This window comes from Nocardia sp. CA-135398 (assembly GCF_050955845.1).
Lineage (GTDB): Bacteria > Actinomycetota > Actinomycetes > Mycobacteriales > Mycobacteriaceae > Nocardia.
The window spans coordinates 6,243,938-6,261,211 of the sequence record NZ_CP192084.1; the positions used below are offsets into that span (position 1 = coordinate 6,243,938).

Annotated in this window: 16 protein-coding genes, 1 tRNA gene and 1 pseudogene; 8 read left to right on the forward strand and 10 right to left on the reverse strand. The window is 64.6% G+C overall.

All coding sequences use genetic code 11. The annotated features are described in order from the left end of the window. The first annotated feature begins 24 nt into the window (after positions 1 to 24). The gene (locus ACQP1T_RS27590) at positions 25 to 546 is read left to right on the forward strand and encodes a 2'-5' RNA ligase family protein (protein WP_433755966.1); all 522 of its coding nucleotides are present in this window, start codon (positions 25 to 27) and stop codon (positions 544 to 546) included. 68 nt (positions 547 to 614) lie between these two features. Then, a complete protein-coding gene (gene trxA / locus ACQP1T_RS27595; RefSeq protein ID WP_040688945.1) occupies positions 615 to 983 on the forward strand; it encodes a thioredoxin in 369 nt (122 codons plus the stop codon). Between the two features lie 65 nt (positions 984 to 1,048). Here trxA and ACQP1T_RS27600 read toward each other — a convergent pair whose 3' ends face one another. Continuing rightward, positions 1,049 to 1,483, reverse strand: coding sequence for a 2-keto-3-deoxygluconate kinase (locus tag ACQP1T_RS27600; protein WP_433755967.1), 435 nt, complete (start codon positions 1,481 to 1,483; stop codon positions 1,049 to 1,051). A gap of 369 nt (positions 1,484 to 1,852) precedes the next feature. On the opposite strand from ACQP1T_RS27600, the gene ACQP1T_RS27605 reads away from it, so the two are divergent. Beyond that, complete coding sequence (locus ACQP1T_RS27605) at positions 1,853 to 2,185, forward strand: DUF6191 domain-containing protein (RefSeq protein WP_433755968.1); 333 nt, start codon at positions 1,853 to 1,855, stop codon at positions 2,183 to 2,185. Between the two features lie 142 nt (positions 2,186 to 2,327). Here the strand turns inward: ACQP1T_RS27605 and polA are convergent, their stop codons facing one another. Beyond that, positions 2,328 to 5,072: a DNA polymerase I gene (gene polA / locus ACQP1T_RS27610; protein WP_433755969.1), complete on the reverse strand. Its 2,745-nt coding sequence runs from the start codon at positions 5,070 to 5,072 to the stop codon at positions 2,328 to 2,330. 121 nt (positions 5,073 to 5,193) lie between these two features. Between polA and ACQP1T_RS27615 the strand changes: the two genes are divergently transcribed. Then, positions 5,194 to 5,610 (forward strand): nuclear transport factor 2 family protein, encoded by a 417-nt coding sequence (locus tag ACQP1T_RS27615; protein ID WP_433755970.1) that lies wholly within the window; start codon positions 5,194 to 5,196, stop codon positions 5,608 to 5,610. A 13-nt stretch (positions 5,611 to 5,623) separates the two neighbouring features. Here ACQP1T_RS27615 and ACQP1T_RS27620 read toward each other — a convergent pair whose 3' ends face one another. The 8 genes and pseudogenes from ACQP1T_RS27620 to ACQP1T_RS27655 form a co-directional block, all read right to left on the reverse strand. Then, positions 5,624 to 6,634 carry a neutral zinc metallopeptidase gene (locus ACQP1T_RS27620; protein WP_433755971.1) on the reverse strand — a complete coding sequence of 337 codons (1,011 nt, stop codon included), beginning with the start codon at positions 6,632 to 6,634 and terminating at the stop codon, positions 5,624 to 5,626. A gap of 83 nt (positions 6,635 to 6,717) precedes the next feature. After that, positions 6,718 to 8,394 carry a DUF885 domain-containing protein gene (locus ACQP1T_RS27625; protein WP_433755972.1) on the reverse strand — a complete coding sequence of 559 codons (1,677 nt, stop codon included), beginning with the start codon at positions 8,392 to 8,394 and terminating at the stop codon, positions 6,718 to 6,720. A gap of 103 nt (positions 8,395 to 8,497) precedes the next feature. After that, positions 8,498 to 9,193 carry an ABC transporter ATP-binding protein gene (locus ACQP1T_RS27630; protein WP_327102034.1) on the reverse strand — a complete coding sequence of 232 codons (696 nt, stop codon included), beginning with the start codon at positions 9,191 to 9,193 and terminating at the stop codon, positions 8,498 to 8,500. Positions 9,194 to 9,340: 147 nt separating this feature from the next. Next, a pseudogene (locus tag ACQP1T_RS27635) lies at positions 9,341 to 10,291 on the reverse strand (ABC transporter ATP-binding protein); the annotation flags it as partial. Continuing rightward, positions 10,288 to 11,724 carry a branched-chain amino acid ABC transporter permease gene (locus tag ACQP1T_RS27640; protein ID WP_433755973.1) on the reverse strand — a complete coding sequence of 479 codons (1,437 nt, stop codon included), beginning with the start codon at positions 11,722 to 11,724 and terminating at the stop codon, positions 10,288 to 10,290. The pseudogene ACQP1T_RS27635 and the gene ACQP1T_RS27640, both read right to left, overlap by 4 nt. Beyond that, on the reverse strand, positions 11,721 to 12,758 hold the full coding sequence (locus tag ACQP1T_RS27645) for a branched-chain amino acid ABC transporter permease (protein ID WP_040688934.1): 1,038 nt from the start codon (positions 12,756 to 12,758) through the stop codon (positions 11,721 to 11,723). Before ACQP1T_RS27645 ends, ACQP1T_RS27640 begins: the two co-directional genes overlap by 4 nt. Before the next feature lie 96 nt (positions 12,759 to 12,854). Next, positions 12,855 to 14,066, reverse strand: a complete 1,212-nt coding sequence (locus ACQP1T_RS27650) for a branched-chain amino acid ABC transporter substrate-binding protein (RefSeq protein WP_433755974.1) — start codon at positions 14,064 to 14,066, stop codon at positions 12,855 to 12,857. Positions 14,067 to 14,298: 232 nt separating this feature from the next. Further along, positions 14,299 to 14,916 (reverse strand): ANTAR domain-containing response regulator, encoded by a 618-nt coding sequence (locus tag ACQP1T_RS27655; RefSeq protein ID WP_040688928.1) that lies wholly within the window; start codon positions 14,914 to 14,916, stop codon positions 14,299 to 14,301. Positions 14,917 to 15,141: 225 nt separating this feature from the next. On the opposite strand from ACQP1T_RS27655, the gene ACQP1T_RS27660 reads away from it, so the two are divergent. The 4 genes from ACQP1T_RS27660 (at position 15,142) to ACQP1T_RS27675 (ending at position 17,270) form a co-directional block, all read left to right on the forward strand. Continuing rightward, a tRNA-Leu gene (locus tag ACQP1T_RS27660) sits at positions 15,142 to 15,228 on the forward strand. 139 nt (positions 15,229 to 15,367) lie between these two features. Continuing rightward, the gene (locus ACQP1T_RS27665) at positions 15,368 to 15,880 is read left to right on the forward strand and encodes a monooxygenase family protein (protein WP_433755975.1); all 513 of its coding nucleotides are present in this window, start codon (positions 15,368 to 15,370) and stop codon (positions 15,878 to 15,880) included. Between the two features lie 245 nt (positions 15,881 to 16,125). After that, positions 16,126 to 16,746 carry a low molecular weight phosphatase family protein gene (locus tag ACQP1T_RS27670; RefSeq protein ID WP_433755976.1) on the forward strand — a complete coding sequence of 207 codons (621 nt, stop codon included), beginning with the start codon at positions 16,126 to 16,128 and terminating at the stop codon, positions 16,744 to 16,746. 98 nt (positions 16,747 to 16,844) lie between these two features. Beyond that, complete coding sequence (locus tag ACQP1T_RS27675; RefSeq protein ID WP_433755977.1) at positions 16,845 to 17,270, forward strand: hypothetical protein; 426 nt, start codon at positions 16,845 to 16,847, stop codon at positions 17,268 to 17,270. Positions 17,271 to 17,274: the final 4 nt, after the last annotated feature.

Below are 17,274 nucleotides of genomic sequence, written 5' to 3' on the forward strand. Positions count from 1 at the left end.
CGGGCGGCTAACCTCTCGTGAACTATGGTGCAGTCGGTCGAATTGTTATTGGACGATGTGGCCGATGCGGAGATCCGGCGGCAGTGGCAGTTGCTCGCGGATGCGGGCATTCCGAGTCTGGCCGCCAAGCATGTCGAAACCAATCGGCCGCATATCACCATCGCGGTGGCCAGGCAGATCTGGCCGCGCATCGATCACGCGCTGGACCAGCTGAGTTTCCGGCCGATTCCGATACGACTCGGCGGGCTGCTGGTCTTCGGCGCGCGCCATCCGATCCTGGTTCGGTCGGTGGTGCCCTCGGAACAGTTGCTCGCCATGCAACGTCGTATTTTCTCGGTCGTTTCGCCGTGTCCCGGCATACCGTCGAATGTGCGACCCGACGAATGGACACCGCACATCACGCTGGCCCGACGGGTGCCCCCGCACCATTTGGGCGAGGCGATCCACGCCGTCGCCAGGGACCGTGATTTCCCGGCCACGGTGGTGGGTATCCGCCGTTGGGACGGCGATCAACGGCGCGAGTGGCCGGTCGCCCGAGGAAGATAGCGGCACCGCCGGAAGATATATACCGCGCCGGACGTTATAGCTGGCGACATACGACACGAGAGGACGTCATGGCCACCCAGACGCTGAACCAACAGAATTTCGATGAGATCGTCACCGGAAACGACGTGGTACTCGTCGATTTCTGGGCCGACTGGTGCGGTCCGTGCAAGAGTTTCGCACCCACCTTCGAGGCCTCTTCGGACAAGCATCCCGATGTCGTGCACGGGAAGGTCGACACCGAGGCCGAACAGGGTCTGGCCGCCGCCGCCAACATCCGCTCGATTCCCACCATCATGGCGTTCCGCGAGGGCGTACTGGTCTTCGCGCAGCCCGGCGCCCTGCCGCCCGCCGCGCTGGAGGATCTGGTCACCCAGGTGAAGGCGCTGGATATGGACGAGGTGCGCAAGCAGCTCGCCGAGCAGCAGGCCGGTCAGTAAGTCGAACTCGCACGGGCCGTTCACAGTCGGTGGAATGTGAACGGCCCGTTGCGTTTTCGCCTCGCTCAGGCGCCGAGCTTGTTGACGCCCGCGATCATGGCGCGCACCGTCGATTCGGCGCCGTCGTCGGCCATGGCCGCGCCCCAGCCGCGCCTGCCGTTGCATTCGCACTGCACGAACGTCGCGGTACCCGCAGCGGTGCGGCGCTGGTGGAATTGCAGGATTTCGACCGGATAGCCCTCGTCATAGAGGGCCGAGGTCATCGCGGCGACCGGACTGCCGGTGGCGATCACCGTGCGCAGGTGGTCGGCGAATTCGAGGGTGGCCGTGAACTCAGCGCTCCGCTTGCCCGCGGGCGACCAGTCGCCGACCCGAATCGGGCCGGTGTGCTCGCAATAGCGGTGGTGGAACTGCGCAGGTGTCAGATCGGCGCATTCGGCGCGCAGCGCCTTGGGGGCGGCGGCGATGAACATGTTGGGATCAAGAGTCAGGATGGTCATTGTGCGGAGGTCTTCCCGAGGATTGTCTTCTCATTGACAGAGGGGACCAGCAGTAAGTAGTGAGTAGCCCGCAGCGAGGGGGCCGGTCCGAATCAGACCCCGCTACGGCGGGTTACTACGAGAAGTCGCCGGGTTGCCACCATCGCGGTAAGCGGAATTAGCACTGCGCTGTCGCGGTCTGCGACATGGAGCGCGGCGCTGTGGCGGTCGGCGGGATTCGGCACGCGGACCAGAATAGGGCGATCTTCCCTCGATAGCAACCACATTTGTCACCTCGTCGCGCCTACTCGCGAGTATCATCGTCGCAGCTCAGGGGCATAGCACCAAGGACGGATGGCAAGCCGCGGTCGCGTCGGTACTTTCGGTCACATGGGTGCCCTTGTCGCCATGACCATTCCCGGTTTGGCCATACTGCTGATCGGACTCGCATTCGTCGAGGTGCTGTGGAATCGGCTCACCGGAAGTCGGATCCTGCCGTGGTTCAAAAATCGCAAGCACACCCCGGTCTCCGCGACCGGATTCGAACTGGTCGCCGCGGCCTTTCAAGGTTCGAAGCATCACGAATTCGAGCAGCGGCAGACGGCTTTGATGCATAAAGAAGATAAGTCGGACGGGGCCCCGCCGCGCGATGAGATCGATCTGAGCGCCGGATCGGCGAAGCTGGTGCGACGTCATTCGGACATGAACGATCCAGCGGTCTGACGTGTATCCGCACAGTCGCCAGAGCTGCCACCAAGGCATTCGCCGACGCGAGTGTCGATCTGGTCGGGCAGCATGATGGAACTGCTGCCGGGCACTGAAATGCGATGCGGCACACCGGAAATCCGGTGTGCCGCATCATCGATCAGTGCGCGGCGGAATCCCAGCTGCGGCCGGTGCCGACGGAGACGTCCAACGGGACCGACAGCGTGATCGCCGAGGACATCTGTTCGCGGGCCAGTGCGTCCAGGGTGTCCCGTTCCCCCTCGGCAACCTCGAAGACCAGTTCGTCGTGGATCTGCAGCAGCATGCGCGAGCGCAGACCCGCCTCCTTGATCGCTTTGTGCACGTTGATCATCGCGACCTTGATGATGTCGGCGGCGGTGCCCTGGATGGGCGCGTTGAGAGCCATGCGCTCGGCGGCCTCGCGGCGCTGGCGGTTGCTGGAGTCCAGATCGGGCAGGTAGCGGCGGCGACCGAAGAGGGTTTCGGTGTAGCCGACCTTGCGCGCCTGTTCGACCACCTCGTAGAGGTAGTCGCGAATGCCGCCGAAGCGGTCGAAGTAGACCTCCATCTGCTCCTTGGCCTCCTGCGTGCTGATCTTCAGCTGCGTCGAAAGGCCGTAGGAGCTCAGACCGTATGCGAGGCCGTAGGACATCGCCTTGATCCGGCGCCGCATTTCGGGCGTCACCTGCGACAGCGGGATATCGAAGGCCTTGGAGGCGACGAAGGTGTGCAGATCCTCACCGGAGTTGAAGGCCTCGATCAGGCCTTCGTCACCGGAAAGGTGGGCCATGATGCGCATTTCGATCTGGCTGTAATCCGCGGTCATCAGCGACTGGTAGCCGGGGCCGACGACGAAGGTATCGCGGATCTGGCGACCGGTGTCGGTGCGGATCGGGATGTTCTGCAGATTCGGCTCGGTCGAGGACAGGCGGCCGGTGGCGGCGATGGTCTGGTTGAAGGTGGTGTGGATGCGGCCGTCGTCGGCGACGGATTTCAGCAGACCGTCCACGGTGACCTTGAGCCGGGTGGCATCTCGGTGTTCGAGCAGATGCCGCAGAAACGGATGCTCGGTCTTCTCGAACAGCGATTCCAGCGCGTCGGCGTCGGTGGTGTAGCCGGTCTTGGTGCGCTTGGTCTTCGGCATATCGAGTTCGTCGAAGAGCACCACCTGCAGCTGCTTGGGTGAGCCCAGGTTGATCTGCTTGCCGATCACGCCATAGGCGGCATTGGCCGCATCGGTGACCTTGTCGGCGAATTGCCGCTGCAGGGACTCGAGCTGATCGGTATCGACCGCGATGCCCGCATTCTCCAATTCGGCGAGCACACCGAGCAGCGGCAATTCCATATCGTCGAGCAGTGCGCTGGATTCGATCTGGCGCAGTTCGCCGTCGAGCGCCTCGGCCAGGTCGAGAACCGCCCTGGCACGCAGCATTTCGGTCTGTGCCAGCTCGGCGTCCACGGTGTCGGCTTCGTCGAGCAGCGACAGCTGCGGGGTTTCCGCGGTTTCGGCGCGCAGTTCACGATGCAGATAGCGCAGCGAGAGATCGTCGAGATTGAAGCTTCGTTGGCCGGGGCGGACCAGGTAGGCGGCCAGGGCGGTATCGCTGGTGAGACCGCCGAGGGTCCAGCCGCGACCGCGCAGCGCGTGCATCGCGGCCTTGGCCTCGTGCAGCGCCTTCGGCACGGCCGGATCGGCCAGCCAAGCGCCAAGTGCGACTTCGTCTTCCGGGGTCAGCACGGAGACATCGATGTAGCCGCTCTCGCCGTCCGCGGCGGCGATGGCAAGCGCGCGCGTGTCGCCATTACCGGGCGTGCCGGTGCCGACCACCGAAATGCCATGGCGGACACCTACTTTCGCGTGTTCGGTGAGCCACGCGGCGACCGCGCCGACCTCGAGCGCGCCGCCGCTGATCTCGAAGCCGGATTCGGCCTCGGGCTCCGGCGGGGCGAGGGTTTCGAAGAGCCGGTCGCGCAGTACCCGGAACTCCAGATCGTCGAAGAGTTGGTGGATCTTATTGCGGTCCCACGGCTGCTGGGCCAGCTGGTCGGGGGTGTATGGCAGCGGGACGTCGCGGACCATCTCGGTGAGCTGGCGGTTGAGCACCACACTGCTGAGGTTGGCGCGCAGCGCGTCGCCGACCTTGCCCTTCACCTCGTCCACCTTGTCGACCAGGGTGGTCAGATCGCCGTATTCGCGAATCCACTTGGCGGCGGTCTTCTCCCCGACGCCCGGAATGCCCGGCAGATTGTCACTCGGGTCGCCGCGCAGGGCCGCATAGTCCGGATACTGGGCCGGGGTGAGCTGGTATTTGGCCATCACCTCATCCGGGGTGAACCGGGTGAGATCGGATACCCCCTTGCGCGGGTAGAGCAGCGTGACCGCATCGCTGACCAGCTGGATGGCATCGCGATCACCGGAGACGATCAGCACGCGGAAGCCCTCGGCCACGGCCTGAGTCGCGATGGTGGCGATCAGATCATCGGCCTCGAAACCCTCGATCGCCATGACCGGGATGCCCATGGCGCCGAGCACGTCCTTGGTCAGTTCGACCTGACCGCGGAACTCATCGGGCGTGGCATTGCGCCCCGCCTTGTACTCCGGATACGCCTCGGTGCGGAAGGTCTTGCGATTGACGTCGAAGGCCGCCGCGATATGCGTCGGCTTCTCGTCCCGCAACAGGTTGATCAGCATCGCGGTGAATCCGTACACCGCGTTCGTGGTCTGCCCGGTGACCGTCTTGAAGTTCTCCGCGGGCAGCGCGAAAAATGCGCGGTAGGCAATCGAATGCCCATCCAACAGCAACAACGTCGGCCGCTCACCACCCGCGTCACTGGCTGCCACGGGTACGACGCGGGAACGCTGATCAGTAGTCGCTGGGGTCACGCCTGAGAGTCTAGGTAGCCCCACCGACAATCCACAGCCGCGGCACCCCCTTCTGATCCGAGCCCAGTGAGCCGTCCGATTTCCGCCAGAAGTGCTTCACCCCGGCGGCCATGATTTCCTGGTGACCACAACCCGCGCAGCACTGCAGAACTTCTTCGCCGCCGAAGCCGCCTACATCACCGAGGGCGCGAACTTCGATGCGATGGCCGCCTGCCTGGCCCCCGATGTCGTCATGTACCAAGCCGAGCACCTCCCCTACGGCGGCGAATGGCACGGCCCCGACGGCATCGCGCAATTCATGGCGGCGATGAGCCGCACCTGGGCATCGTTGGAGTTCCTCGAGCAGCGGTTCGTGGTGGACGGCGACGCGGTGGTCATCTATAACCGCGGCCGCATGCTGGCCCGCGCCACCGGCCGGATGCTGGAGACCTCGGTAATGCAGCTGATGACCTTTCGCGATGGCCTGATCGCCGAGATCCGACCGTTCTACCTGGACACCGCGGCCGTCGTCGAGGTGCTGACCGAAGCGCACCGCTGACCGCGGCACGCACTCATTCCACGTGCGCCGGGGAGCTGTACCAGGTGTTGCACTCCCAGGTATCGCCCTTGTCGGAACCCCATTTCCACCAACCCCATACGTTCTCTTCAGTGCCCTGCATCCGTGCGTCGCGGGTGGCGTGGCCGCTCTGGACGGTGTGGGAGGCCTCGGTCCAGGTCTGTTCATCGATATCGGCACGGCCGAAGTTGGTGCCGAGGAACATGCCGGAGAAGCAGCGGGCCTGCAACTCCATGCGGCGGCTTTGTTCGCGACCGGCGGTGCTGTCCCTGCCGAGGGTCGAACGCTTTTCGTTGTAGGCCTGCATGACGCCGATCAGGTTCTGCACGTGGTGGCCGTATTCGGTACTGAGAACGGCCAATTGGGCGCCGCGGCGCGAACCACTGGACAGCGGTCGCATGGCATCGTAGGGCAGGACCAGGGTTTCGTCGGCGGCGCAGTAGAACGTTGCCGGCCCGTTGCGCAGCCGCTGCATGCATTGGCTTGCCACATCACGGGATTCGGTGGGGGCGAGTAGCTTCGGCGGATGGAACGGCAGTCCGGCGCCGCGCAATGTCGGTTCCCAGGACGCGTCGAGGCAAGCGATCGCGGCCCGGTAGAAGGCCCGCGCCGCCTCCGGATCGTCGTGCCAGGCGGGCAGTTTGCAATCGACCCTGCCGAGTCCGACGTGCTGGGCGAAGAGCGGATGGTCGGCCAGCGCCTGCACCGCGCGGCTCGACGCCACCGCCATCCCGGCCTGCGATAACCCGGCCAGCGGCGCGAAGGCGACCGGGGGTGCGGCATCGCCGATCGGATTCACCGAATCGGGCAGGGCACCGGTGAATCCCGGTGTCGTCGAATAATCGGAAAGCGTACGCGCGGTACGCATTTCACCCGTATCCGCGGAATGTCCGGTCACGAGCAGAACCGTCGCGGTGAGTGCACCCACCACACCGAGCACCACCCAGATCAGCACCATGCGATTGCCGCGCAACGGACCGAGCCGAGAGCCGAACGTGCTGTTCATGACCTACCTAGAGAGCTCGATCACCGCACATTCATTGGACTCCGGCCCGGACCGGGCCGCAACTCAGAGAACCGCTCAACGGGTCACAGTGTGGACACGAGTTCGCGCAGCACCGGCAGGCTGACCGAACCCGAGCCGAGCACCACATCGTGGAATGCCTTGATGTCGAAGTCAGCGCCGAGTCGTTCGGCCGCCTGCCGACGTTGCCGACGAATCTCGAGCTGACCGACCTTATAGGCCACGGCCTGACCGGGAATCGCGATATAGCGGTCGACCTCGACCTCGATCTCGGCCAGCCCGACCGGCGCATTGGCCACCATGAAGTCGATGGCCTGCTGGCGACTCCAGCCCTTGGCGTGGATTCCGGTATCGACGACGAGTCGGCACGAACGCCAGGAATCGGCGGCCAGCATGCCGATGCGCGCCAAATCGTCGTCGTACAAACCCATTTCGTCGGCGAGGCGTTCGGTATAGAGCGCCCAACCCTCGACGAAGGCGGTATTCGCGAACGACTGCCGTTGGAAGCGCGGCAGCTGATCGAGTTCATTGGCGATGGTGAGCTGCAGATGATGCCCAGGAATCGCCTCGTGGTAGGCGACCGCCGCCGTCTCGTAGCGGCTGCGGCCGGTGGGTTCGTGCTGGTTGACGAAGTAAGTGCCCGGCCGGGAGCCGTCCGCCGCGGGCTGGAAGTAGTACGCCGCGGGCGCATCCGCGGCCAGGAAGTCCGGCACCGGGGCGATATCGCAGGATTCCTTGGGCAGCCGGCCGAACCAGTTGCCCATCTCCGCGACCGCCGCACCGAGCGCGCGTTGCGCATCGGCCATGATCTCCTCGCCACTGACGTATCGCAGTTCGGGATCCCGGCGCAGGCGGGTGAAGATTTCGGTGGTATCGGTGGTGCCGAACAATCGGGTGCCGATCGCGGCGTATTCCGTGCGCAGCAGCACCAATTCGGAAAGGCCGAGTTCGTGGATCTCGTCCGCGCCGAGATCGGGCAGGGTGGTGTGGCGGCGCAGCTGCCGCCGGTAGATGTCCTCGCCGTCGGCACCGAGCCAGACCAGGCCGCATTTGTCGTCGGGACGGGCGGCGGGCAGCAGTTCGTCGGCCAGGATGTCCCGATAGCGTTGGAAGGCAGGGCGAATCACCGCACGCGCGACCTCGGTGAGTTCGGCGCGCCACGCCGCCGCACCATCCCAGTCCGCCGGTCCGGCGAAGGTGGTGAACGGATCGGTGGCGATATCCGAGGCCAGGTAGCCGTCGAGTTGGTTGAGCGAGCGTTCGATGGTGATCCGCGCGGGTGCGCGGCCCGCCGCCAAACCGTTGCGGAACTGCTGGACCGCCTGGTCGAGCAGGGTGCCGAACTGCCGGTGGCGCTGCACAAGGGCATGCGCGTGCTGCGGCTCCGTCGCCTTGATCTGGGGCGCCATCATGAGCATTCCGGCGTGCACGCCGTCCATCTGATCCGACATCAGCTCGGTCGGTCGCCACCCCAGATTGTCGATGGCCGAATCCAATTCGGTGCGCAGCAGGCTGCGGGTGACCCGGTCGGTGCCGTTCAGTTTTTCGGCGTCGAGGGCGTCGACCTGATCGCGCAACTCGCGAAAGGTCGCCAACAACCGTTGCTCGGCCCCGGGCGAGAGGTCCTCGACGCGGTCGTCGAAGCGGTGGTCACCGAGCAGGGTGGCCGTGCTCGGCGCGGCCGCCAGCACGCTGTCCCAATAGCGGTCGGCCAGATTCGTCAGTTCGTCGTGCCCGTCCACAGCGCCATTCCTCCATAGGGGTCATCGGGCGCGCCAGCGCCCAACGCGGGCCAGCGTCCGTGGCCGCCATCTTGCCTCGAGGCGACCACGGACGGTCCGACTTCTAGCCCACGCCCAGGTAGGCGGATTTCACCGCGGGGTCGGTGAGCAGGTCCCCGCCGATACCGCTCTTGGTCACCTCACCGGTCTCCAGGATGTAGGCGCGGTCGCTGCGGGTCAGCGCCTGCTGGGCATTCTGCTCGACCAACAGCACCGTGGTGCCCTGCTGGTTGATCTCGCTGATGATCCGGAAGATCTGCTGAATCACCATGGGCGCCAAGCCCATCGACGGTTCATCGAGCAACAGCAGACGCGGACGGGCCATGAGCGAGCGGCCGATGGCGAGCATCTGCTGCTCACCGCCGGAAAGGGTGCCGCCGACCTGCTTGCGTCGCTCGGACAGTCGCGGGAAGAGCTCGAAAACCCACTCCAGCGTCTGCCCGTATTCCGCCTTCTGCTTGAAAGCCCTTCCATAGCAACCCATATCGAGGTTTTCCTGGACCGTCATACCGGGGAAGACACCTCGGCCCTCCGGCGCCTGGATCAACCCGTGCGTCACCCGCTCGTGCGCCTTCATATGGGTGATGTCGCGGCCCTCGAACCTGATCTTGCCGCGGGTCAGCGGCAGCAGGCCGGAGAGCGCGCGCATGGTAGTGGTCTTACCCGCGCCATTGGCGCCGAGCAGGGTCACCAGCTCGCCCTCGGCGACCCGGAGCGAAACGCCGTGCAGCGCTTGGATTCTGCCGTAGTTGACGACCATGTCGTCGACCTCGAGCAGCGGCGGCGCTTCGCTGAAATCGCGCGACTCCGGCTTGCGATGCTCGCCGACGGCCGGAGCAGGTTCGTGGACGGGCTGTTCCGGTTCGACCACTTCGGTTACGGCGGTGGCCTTTTCGGCCGCCGCTGCCTCGGCATCGGGCACACCGAGATACGCGGCGATCACATCCGGGTTGTCGCGGATATCCGCGGGCAGCCCATCGGCGATCTTGCGGCCGAACTCCAGCACCACGATCCGGTCCGTGACACCCATGACCAGGCGCATATCGTGCTCGATCAGCAGCACGGTGAACCCGTCGTCGCGGATCTTGCGGATCAGATCCATCAGCGCCGACTTCTCGCTCGGATTGAACCCGGCGGCGGGTTCGTCCAGGCAGAGCAGTTTCGGCTCGGTTGCCAGCGCGCGGGCGATCTCCAATCGGCGCTGATCGCCATAGGAGAGATTGCGCGCCTTCTCCACCGCACGCGGTGCGATGCCGACGAATTCGAGCAGGGCCATGCCGCGCTCGATCGCATCCTTCTCCTCGCTGCGGTGCCGCGGAGTGCGGAAGATCGCGCCCGGCACCGAGGTCTTATGCCTGGCGTCGGTGCCCACCACCACATTCTCCAGCGCGGTCATCTCGCCGAAGAGCCGCACATTCTGGAAGGTACGGGCGATACCGAGCCGGGTGATCTCGTTGCGCTTGGTCTTCGTCAGCGGTTTGCCGTCGAAATACACCAGACCCGAGGCCGGTTTGTAGACACCGGTAATGGCGTTGAAGCAGGTCGTCTTGCCCGCACCATTGGGTCCGATCAGTCCGAGAATTTCGCCGCGACGAATCTCGAAGCTGACCTTGTCCAATGCGGTCAGACCACCGAACTGCACCGTGAGCTCATCGGTGCGCAGCAGCGGCGCACCGACCGCGGTCTCGATTTCACGGTGCGGGGCAACCACATCCGCGACGACCTCGGCATCGGCGAGCACCGGGATCACGGCGGTGACATCGACCTCGCCCGCGCTCTCGACCTCGGGCGGTGCCGCATATCCGGCCGCCATATCCTCGTTGTCGAACAGCGCGTCACCCGCGCCCGGCCCGGTCATCGTCCCGCTCCGATCAATTCACGCTCACCCGGTTTGCGCACAGCCTGATAAACCTGCCTACCGAAGGTCAGCAGCTTCTGCCGCACCGGGAACAGACCCTGTGGCCGCAGAATCATCATGACCACCAAGGTAATTCCGAAGTACATGTACTTGAGGTCACCGAGGGACTGCGCACCGCCGACGCGGAACAGCAGCACGCTGCCGAGCAACAATGCACCCATGACGCCGGTGACAACCATGCCGGTAATACAGCCGCGCCGTGGCCACGCACCCAGACTGTCGCCCTTGTACTTCCACACGAGGATCAGCCCGACGAAGATCAGCACATCGATCGCCAACAGGATGTACCCGGTGGATTCATTGTTCACCAATTTCACCGACTGCAGCCGCGCGGGCAGATAGGCAATGATGAACGCGCCGAAGATGACTCCGAGCTTATTGCCCTGACCGCCGATGACGACCGCGCACAGAAACAGCATCGAATTGATGATGTTGAATCCGGTCGGATTGATGAACTGCACCTGACCGGCGTAGATCGCACCGGACATGCCGCCGACGGCAGCGCCGATCAGGAAGGCCCAGAGCTTGAATTTGAAGGTCGGCACGCCCATGATCTCGGCGGCGTCCTCGTCCTCGCGAATGGCCACCCAGGCGCGGCCGACCCGGCTGCGTTCCAGATTTCCGACGATCAGCAGCACGATGATCACCAGCACCATCGCGAACCAATACCACCAGGTGCCGTAACTGGCCCGGTCGAGCAGATTCGCGCTATCGGCATTGCCGCTGTTGCCGCCGGAGAACACACCCTCCGGCTTGCTGGCGGACTCACCGATGTGTGGGAAGGCGACACCGGAAAGCCCCAGGCTGCCGTTGGTGATATCGGAGAGATTGTCGGCGAGCAGTCGTACGATCTCGCCGAAGCCGAGGGTGACGATCGCCAGATAGTCACCGCGCAGCCGCAGGGTCGGGGTTCCGAGAATGATGCCGGAAATGGCCGTCACCGCGACCGCGATCGGCAGGCAGGCCATCCAGGCCCAGGTCGGATTCAGCCAGCCGCCGTCGGTCTGATTCCACGGACTGTTCGGACTGGTGAGCAGGCCGACCGTATACGCGCCGATGGCGTAGAAGCCGACATAACCGAGATCGAGCAGACCCGCCTGTCCGACAACGACATTCAGGCCGATGGCGATCAGCGCGTACATCGCGACCTGCGCCATGACCAGGCCGAAGTTGTAGCCGGGGGTATCCAGCAGCGGCGGGGGGAACAGCGGAAGCAGTGCGAGCAGAATGAGGATCGGCACGCCGACACCCCATTGCGCGGGGCGGCTCAGGCCGTCCCACCAGGTCCGAATCGAATCTCCGACACCGTGTCTCGGCGTGGCCGCCTTGGACGTCTCGGGCACGGAATCAGGGGTTTTGGTCGAGTCGGTCATGCGCGGGCCCTCCCGAGACTCTCACCGAGGATGCCGGTCGGTCGCACCATCAGCACCAGCACCAGCACCACGAACGCGACGACATCGCGCCACTCCGAACCGAGCAGCGACTGGCCGTACTGTTCGACCACGCCGAGCAGGATGCCGCCGAGCAATGCGCCGCGCAGATTGCCGATGCCGCCGAGCACCGCGGCGCTGAATGCCTTGATGCCGAGGATGAATCCGCCGGAGTAGATAATCCCCTGCGGGATCTTTATCGCGTACAGCAACGCGGCCGCGCCGGCCAGTACACCGCCGATGAAGAAGGTCAACATGATGACCCGTTCCCGCGAAACGCCCATCAACGTCGCGGTATCGGGATCCTGGGCGACGGCGCGGATGCCACGCCCGAATTTGGTCCGGTTGATCAGCACCTCGGTCACGATCGCCAGCGCGATCGCCGCGAGCACGATCAGCAGCTTGATGTTGTCGACCTCGGCGCCGAAGAAACTGAACTGCACGCTCGGCTCGACCAGTTTGATCGGCTGCTGCGCATTGGTGCCGCCGAGTTTGGGATTGATCTTCGGCAGGATGAAGTGCACGAATTCCTGGATCACGAACGACATGCCGATCGCGGTGATGAGGAAGCTGAGCGGTTTGGCCCCGCGTTTGCGCAATGGCCGATAGGCCACGCGCTCCAATCCGACCGCGGCGCCACCGGACACCAGCATGCCGATGATCATCGCCAACGCGAGATAGGTGACGGTCAGGATGATGCCCTGGGTATATACATCGGGATTCGCCACGAATCCGAACAGCATGAGCCCGACCAATTGACCGAACATGCCGAGCATGAATATTTCCGAATGGGCGAAATTGATCAGCCGCAATACGCCGTAGACCAGGGTATAGCCCACGGCGACCAAGGCATAGATTGAGCCGTAGGTCACCCCGTCGACGGTCAGTCGCCAGAAGTTATCGATCACTCCGTGGTAATTGAAGTCGATCGAACCGCCGGCGAGTTGTGCTACACCGGCCAATGCCGTTGATGTCATTCGTCTTTTGCCCTCATTCATTCGCCCATCCGACACGGCGGCACGTACGGGGATTCCACGAACCCCTGTACGTGCCGCCGTGCGGATTGTCTAGGGCTACTTGACCTCGTAGATCCAGATCAGCGCGTTGGTCAGTTCACCGGTCGCGTTCCACTTGTACTGGCGCGCAAGACCGTTGCCGTCGTAGGACCGCACGTATTCCAGCAGGTCCGGACGGGTCAGCTTGCCGCCGTCGATACCCTTGGCCAAGATCGTGGTCAGATCGTAGCCCTCGACCGAGTACACACCCGGCTCCGCACCGTTGAGTGCCTTGTAGTCCGCCGTGAACTTGTCCGGCGCCGGACCACACGGGCAGGACAGTACCGCGCCCTTGGACGAGCTACCGGCCTGGGCGACGAACTGCGGATCATTGGTGCCGTCGGCGGAGACGAAGACCGCCTTGACGCCACCGGACTTCAGCTGCTGGGCCAGCGGCGCGCCCTCGGAGTAGTAGCCGGAGTAGAAGACGGCGTCCGGCGCGGCGCTGGCGATCTTGGTGACCGTGGCGGAGAAGTCCTTGTCACCCTTCTTGATGCTGGCATTGCAGGACGCGTCGTTGGCCGAACCGAGGCCCTCGATGATCGTCTTGGCCAGACCGGTGCCGTAGTCGGTGTTGTCCTGGATGACGCAGACCTTCTTGTAGCCCGCGGTGTTGACCAGGTACTTGCCCACCGAGGGACCCTGCACGCCGTCATTGGCCAGGCCGCGGAAGAAGCTGGTCCAGCCGTTCTGGGTCAGCGTCTCATTGGTGGCCGAGGCGGTCGTCGAAACCAGTCCGGCATCGCTGAGGATCTTGCCGGTGGCCTTGGTCTCACCGGAGAACGCCGGACCGACCAGGCCGATGATCGACTTGTCGTTGACGATCTGTGGGATGACCTGGGTGGCCTTCTGCGGGTCGCCCTCGGTGTCGAACTGCTTGAGCTCGATCTTGCAGCCCGGGTTGGCCTTGTTGTGCTTGTCCAGCGCGAGCTTCACGCCGTCGACGATATTGATGCCGAGGGCCGCGTCCGGGCCGGTGAGCGCGCCCGCCATGGCGATCGAGGTACCGGCCGGGCAGGTGGCCTTGCCGTCGCCCGCAGGGTCGGCGGCCGAGGCGCTGTCCGACTTCGGCACCTGCTTGCCGTTGGCGTCGATCTGCATGACCGGCTGAATCTTCAGACCGCCCGCGCCACTGGTGCCGGAGGTGCCCGAACCACCGTCGGTCGATTTATCGCTACACCCCGTCAGCACGAGCGCGGCGGCGGCACCGATGGCCAATGCACCCCGCATCGAACGACTGCGCCATGTCGAACTAAGCACGTTTCACCTCTACGTCCTGTGCTCCCCCGGGCTCTCCTCCGAGGAGGCCGACCACGTCAGCCCGGTCAGAACATAGCGTTGGTACGTTAGCGGCGCATCACATTCGGATCATCCGATCGACATCGTTTCGAATTTTTCATCGCGATCGGGTTTCCGGAATGTAAAGTTTCCGGCCTTGAACGGCCGGGGCGCACGAACGGGCCTACTTCGGGGCCAGATTCTCCAGCACCACCTCGGCTACCGCCTTCATGGTAGTGCGGCGGTCCATCGCGGTACGTTGAATCCACTTGAATGCCTGCGGCTCGGACAAGCCCTGGGTCTGCATGAGCACGCCCTTTGCCCGCTCGACCAGTTTGCGCGTCTCGAGGCGGTCGGCCAGATTGGCGACCTCGCTCTCCAGCGCGGTGATTTCGTGGAAGCGGCTGGCCGCCAATTCGATGGCGGGCACCAGATCCGATTTCGTGAACGGCTTGACCAGATACGCCATCGCACCGGCGTCGCGCGCCCGCTCGACCAGATCGCGCTGACTGAATGCGGTCAAAATCACAACCGGCGCAACGCGTTTCGATGCGATCTCGGCGGCGGCATCGATACCGTCGCGGCGCGGCATCTTCACATCCATGATGACCAGATCGGGCCGATGCTCCACCGCCAGATCCACCGCCTGCTGGCCGTCGCCCGCCTCACCGACAACCTGATAGCCCTCTTCGGTCAGCATCTCCACCAGATCCATCCGGATGAGCGCTTCGTCTTCCGCGACGACGACCCGCTTCGCCCCGGCGTCCCGCTTCGTGCCGGCGCCCCCTGCTGTGTTGCTCATAGGTAGACCCCTCTGGTTCCGATGCCGTGTCCCCGACACGCGAAGGAGTGGCCGCGGTCCGGGGCACCGGTCCATCGCCCCACACTGTCGCCGTCGAGTGATGTAAAGAGTACCTTTCAGTTCCGCATACAACCCATATACCCTGCGCAAACCGGGCGTCTATCACTTCGGACCCAGCCCATTCGTGATTTTCGACAGTGACCCGCTATGCTTTCCCACCGGTGCGCCGATTTGGCGGAACTGGCAGACGCGACGGTCTCAAAAACCGTTGTCCGAAAGGACGTGTGGGTTCGAGTCCCACAATCGGCACCAGATAGGCGGCCCGTGCTCTTGGCGAGCACGGGCCGTTCTCGCGCGAGGCCCGCTCGGGCGACGATCGAACTCCGGCGCGGGCTGTCTCGTATTTCGGGCGTAGGGTTGCATGTGGGCAGCCGGACACGGAGGTGCCTCGATGCGGGTTAACAGGACCACTGTCGATCTGTCCGGGTATCCGGATCTGGTCGTCATCTATCTCGGGATGCGGGTGCGCAAGCCGCGCGGATTCCTGCGATTGCTCGGTCTCGGCCCGAAACTGTATCGGTCGCACAAGGATCGGCCGGACGGGCTGTTGTCGCACGAGGACGTGATCTGGTCGCTGTTTCCGCCGCATTGGGGAGCGCGGCAGTATTGGCGGGATCTGGATTCGCTGGAACGATGGACACGCTCTGCGCCGCATCGGGATTGGTGGCAGAAGTTTCTGCGCGACTCCGGCGGAACCGGGTTCTGGCATGAGGCCTACTTCATGCGCGGCGGTATCGATGCCATGTACGACGATATGGGGGCGGGCTCCGGACTGCCGCGGTTCGCACCGGTCGTGGCCTCGCGCGGCCGGATGTTCACGGCGCGGGAACGGGTGTACGGCGAAGCGCCCGAGGTGGCACCCGTGGTCGCCGAATCCGCTTACTACCGTGGGGAGTCCGAGTAAATCCGATCCCCAACCGTGGCAATACTCGGCATCGTCGAAACCGCTCGCGCCGGGTACCTTCAGCAGGACGCCCAGACCTCGATTACCGATCGACCGCCTGACGGCAACACGTATCGAGCGTTTATCCGAATACCGGGGCGTACTTCGTGTACGGCACTTGACCAGCAGATGAATATGTATTTTGCGGGCTGTGATTCGATGCCGACGGCCTTCTGGTCGGCCCGTGCGCGGCCTACCGTATCCGCATGCACGTCCTGTTCGTCTGCAACGGCAATGTCTGCCGTTCGGTTATCGCCGAGCGACTGACCCGCGCCGTAGCGGTCGAATACAACCTGCCCGGCCTCACCGCGGAAAGTGCGGGAACCCGTGCGCTGGTCGGCTTTCCGATCGAACCGCTCGCCGCGCGAACCATCGAGGGACTCGGCGCCGACGCCGACCATTTCCGGGCCCGCAAGCTGAAGCCGGAACTGATCGACCGCGCCGATCTGGTGCTCGCCATGACCGAGCAGATCCGGGATCAGGCGGCACAGCTGGCATTCGGGGCCGGATCACGCACCTTCACCCTGCTGGAAGCACATCGGATCGCCAAGGTCACCGGCGCCGAGACGATAGCCGATCTGCACCGCGCCCGCCACGATCTCGCCCTTGTCGGGCGGGAAAATATCACCGACCCCGTCGGCCTGTCGGAGGCCGCGTTCTGCGAGGTCGGTGACCGCATCGCCGAAGCATTGGTACCGCTGCTGCTGGCCTTGGCGCCGCACGAGCAGCAAAGGCCCGTCGACGACGAACGCAACGGCCTCGTAGTGGCCCCTGGGGCGCGTCCCGCGCCGCTGGCCGCCTTCCTTGCCGCCCAGCGGATCCGCTGACACGCAGGGCCCGGTGTCCAATTAGCGGGTAAAGGGATTACACTCGCGCGCGGAATAACTTCCGCCGTTGATGGTTCGACACACGACAGGAATCAGACATGCCGAAACGAATTTCGGATGTTTCGCTCCATGTTTATGTCACACCGGAAGCCCTCGATCGCGTTGTCGATTCTGTGCGCGAGGTGGTGGACGACCACCTCCAGGACCGCGATGTCTTCGCGTGGCGCTTCACATTGCCCGTCGAGCCCGACGCACCGGAGCACCTACTACTCGAAACCCAGTGGCGCGTAGAGCATCCCGGCCAAGAGCACGGGGCGAGACGCACCTATGAGATCGCCCTCAGCCTGGTCGGTGCGCCGCGCGATCTGACCGCACCGAGCCTGGGCGCGCTGGAGAAGCGCCTGATGTTGGAAACCGCCAGCTGCCCAATGGATCTGGCGATCCCGCGAACCATCCGTGTGCAGCGCCGCGACAGCTTCGACTTCGAAACCGAGCGCGAACGATTCCGCCTCCCCGGATATTGAGGCC

Excerpts from the sequence above, each read along its gene's own strand:
- ACQP1T_RS27590 (WP_433755966.1), top strand. The coding sequence starts at position 25 with ATGGTGCAGTCGGTCGAATTGTTATTGGACGATGTGGCCGATGCGGAG.
- trxA (WP_040688945.1), top strand. The coding sequence starts at position 615 with ATGGCCACCCAGACGCTGAACCAACAGAATTTCGATGAGATCGTCACC.
- ACQP1T_RS27600 (WP_433755967.1), bottom strand. The coding sequence starts at position 1,483 with ATGACCATCCTGACTCTTGATCCCAACATGTTCATCGCCGCCGCCCCC.
- ACQP1T_RS27605 (WP_433755968.1), top strand. The coding sequence starts at position 1,853 with ATGGGTGCCCTTGTCGCCATGACCATTCCCGGTTTGGCCATACTGCTG.
- ACQP1T_RS27620 (WP_433755971.1), bottom strand. The coding sequence starts at position 6,634 with ATGAACAGCACGTTCGGCTCTCGGCTCGGTCCGTTGCGCGGCAATCGC.
- ACQP1T_RS27630 (WP_327102034.1), bottom strand. The coding sequence starts at position 9,193 with ATGGTCGTCAACTACGGCAGAATCCAAGCGCTGCACGGCGTTTCGCTC.
- ACQP1T_RS27640 (WP_433755973.1), bottom strand. The coding sequence starts at position 11,724 with ATGACCGACTCGACCAAAACCCCTGATTCCGTGCCCGAGACGTCCAAG.
- ACQP1T_RS27645 (WP_040688934.1), bottom strand. The coding sequence starts at position 12,758 with ATGACATCAACGGCATTGGCCGGTGTAGCACAACTCGCCGGCGGTTCG.
- ACQP1T_RS27650 (WP_433755974.1), bottom strand. The coding sequence starts at position 14,066 with ATGCGGGGTGCATTGGCCATCGGTGCCGCCGCCGCGCTCGTGCTGACG.
- ACQP1T_RS27655 (WP_040688928.1), bottom strand. The coding sequence starts at position 14,916 with ATGAGCAACACAGCAGGGGGCGCCGGCACGAAGCGGGACGCCGGGGCG.
- ACQP1T_RS27665 (WP_433755975.1), top strand. The coding sequence starts at position 15,368 with ATGCGGGTTAACAGGACCACTGTCGATCTGTCCGGGTATCCGGATCTG.
- ACQP1T_RS27670 (WP_433755976.1), top strand. The coding sequence starts at position 16,126 with ATGCACGTCCTGTTCGTCTGCAACGGCAATGTCTGCCGTTCGGTTATC.
- ACQP1T_RS27675 (WP_433755977.1), top strand. The coding sequence starts at position 16,845 with ATGCCGAAACGAATTTCGGATGTTTCGCTCCATGTTTATGTCACACCG.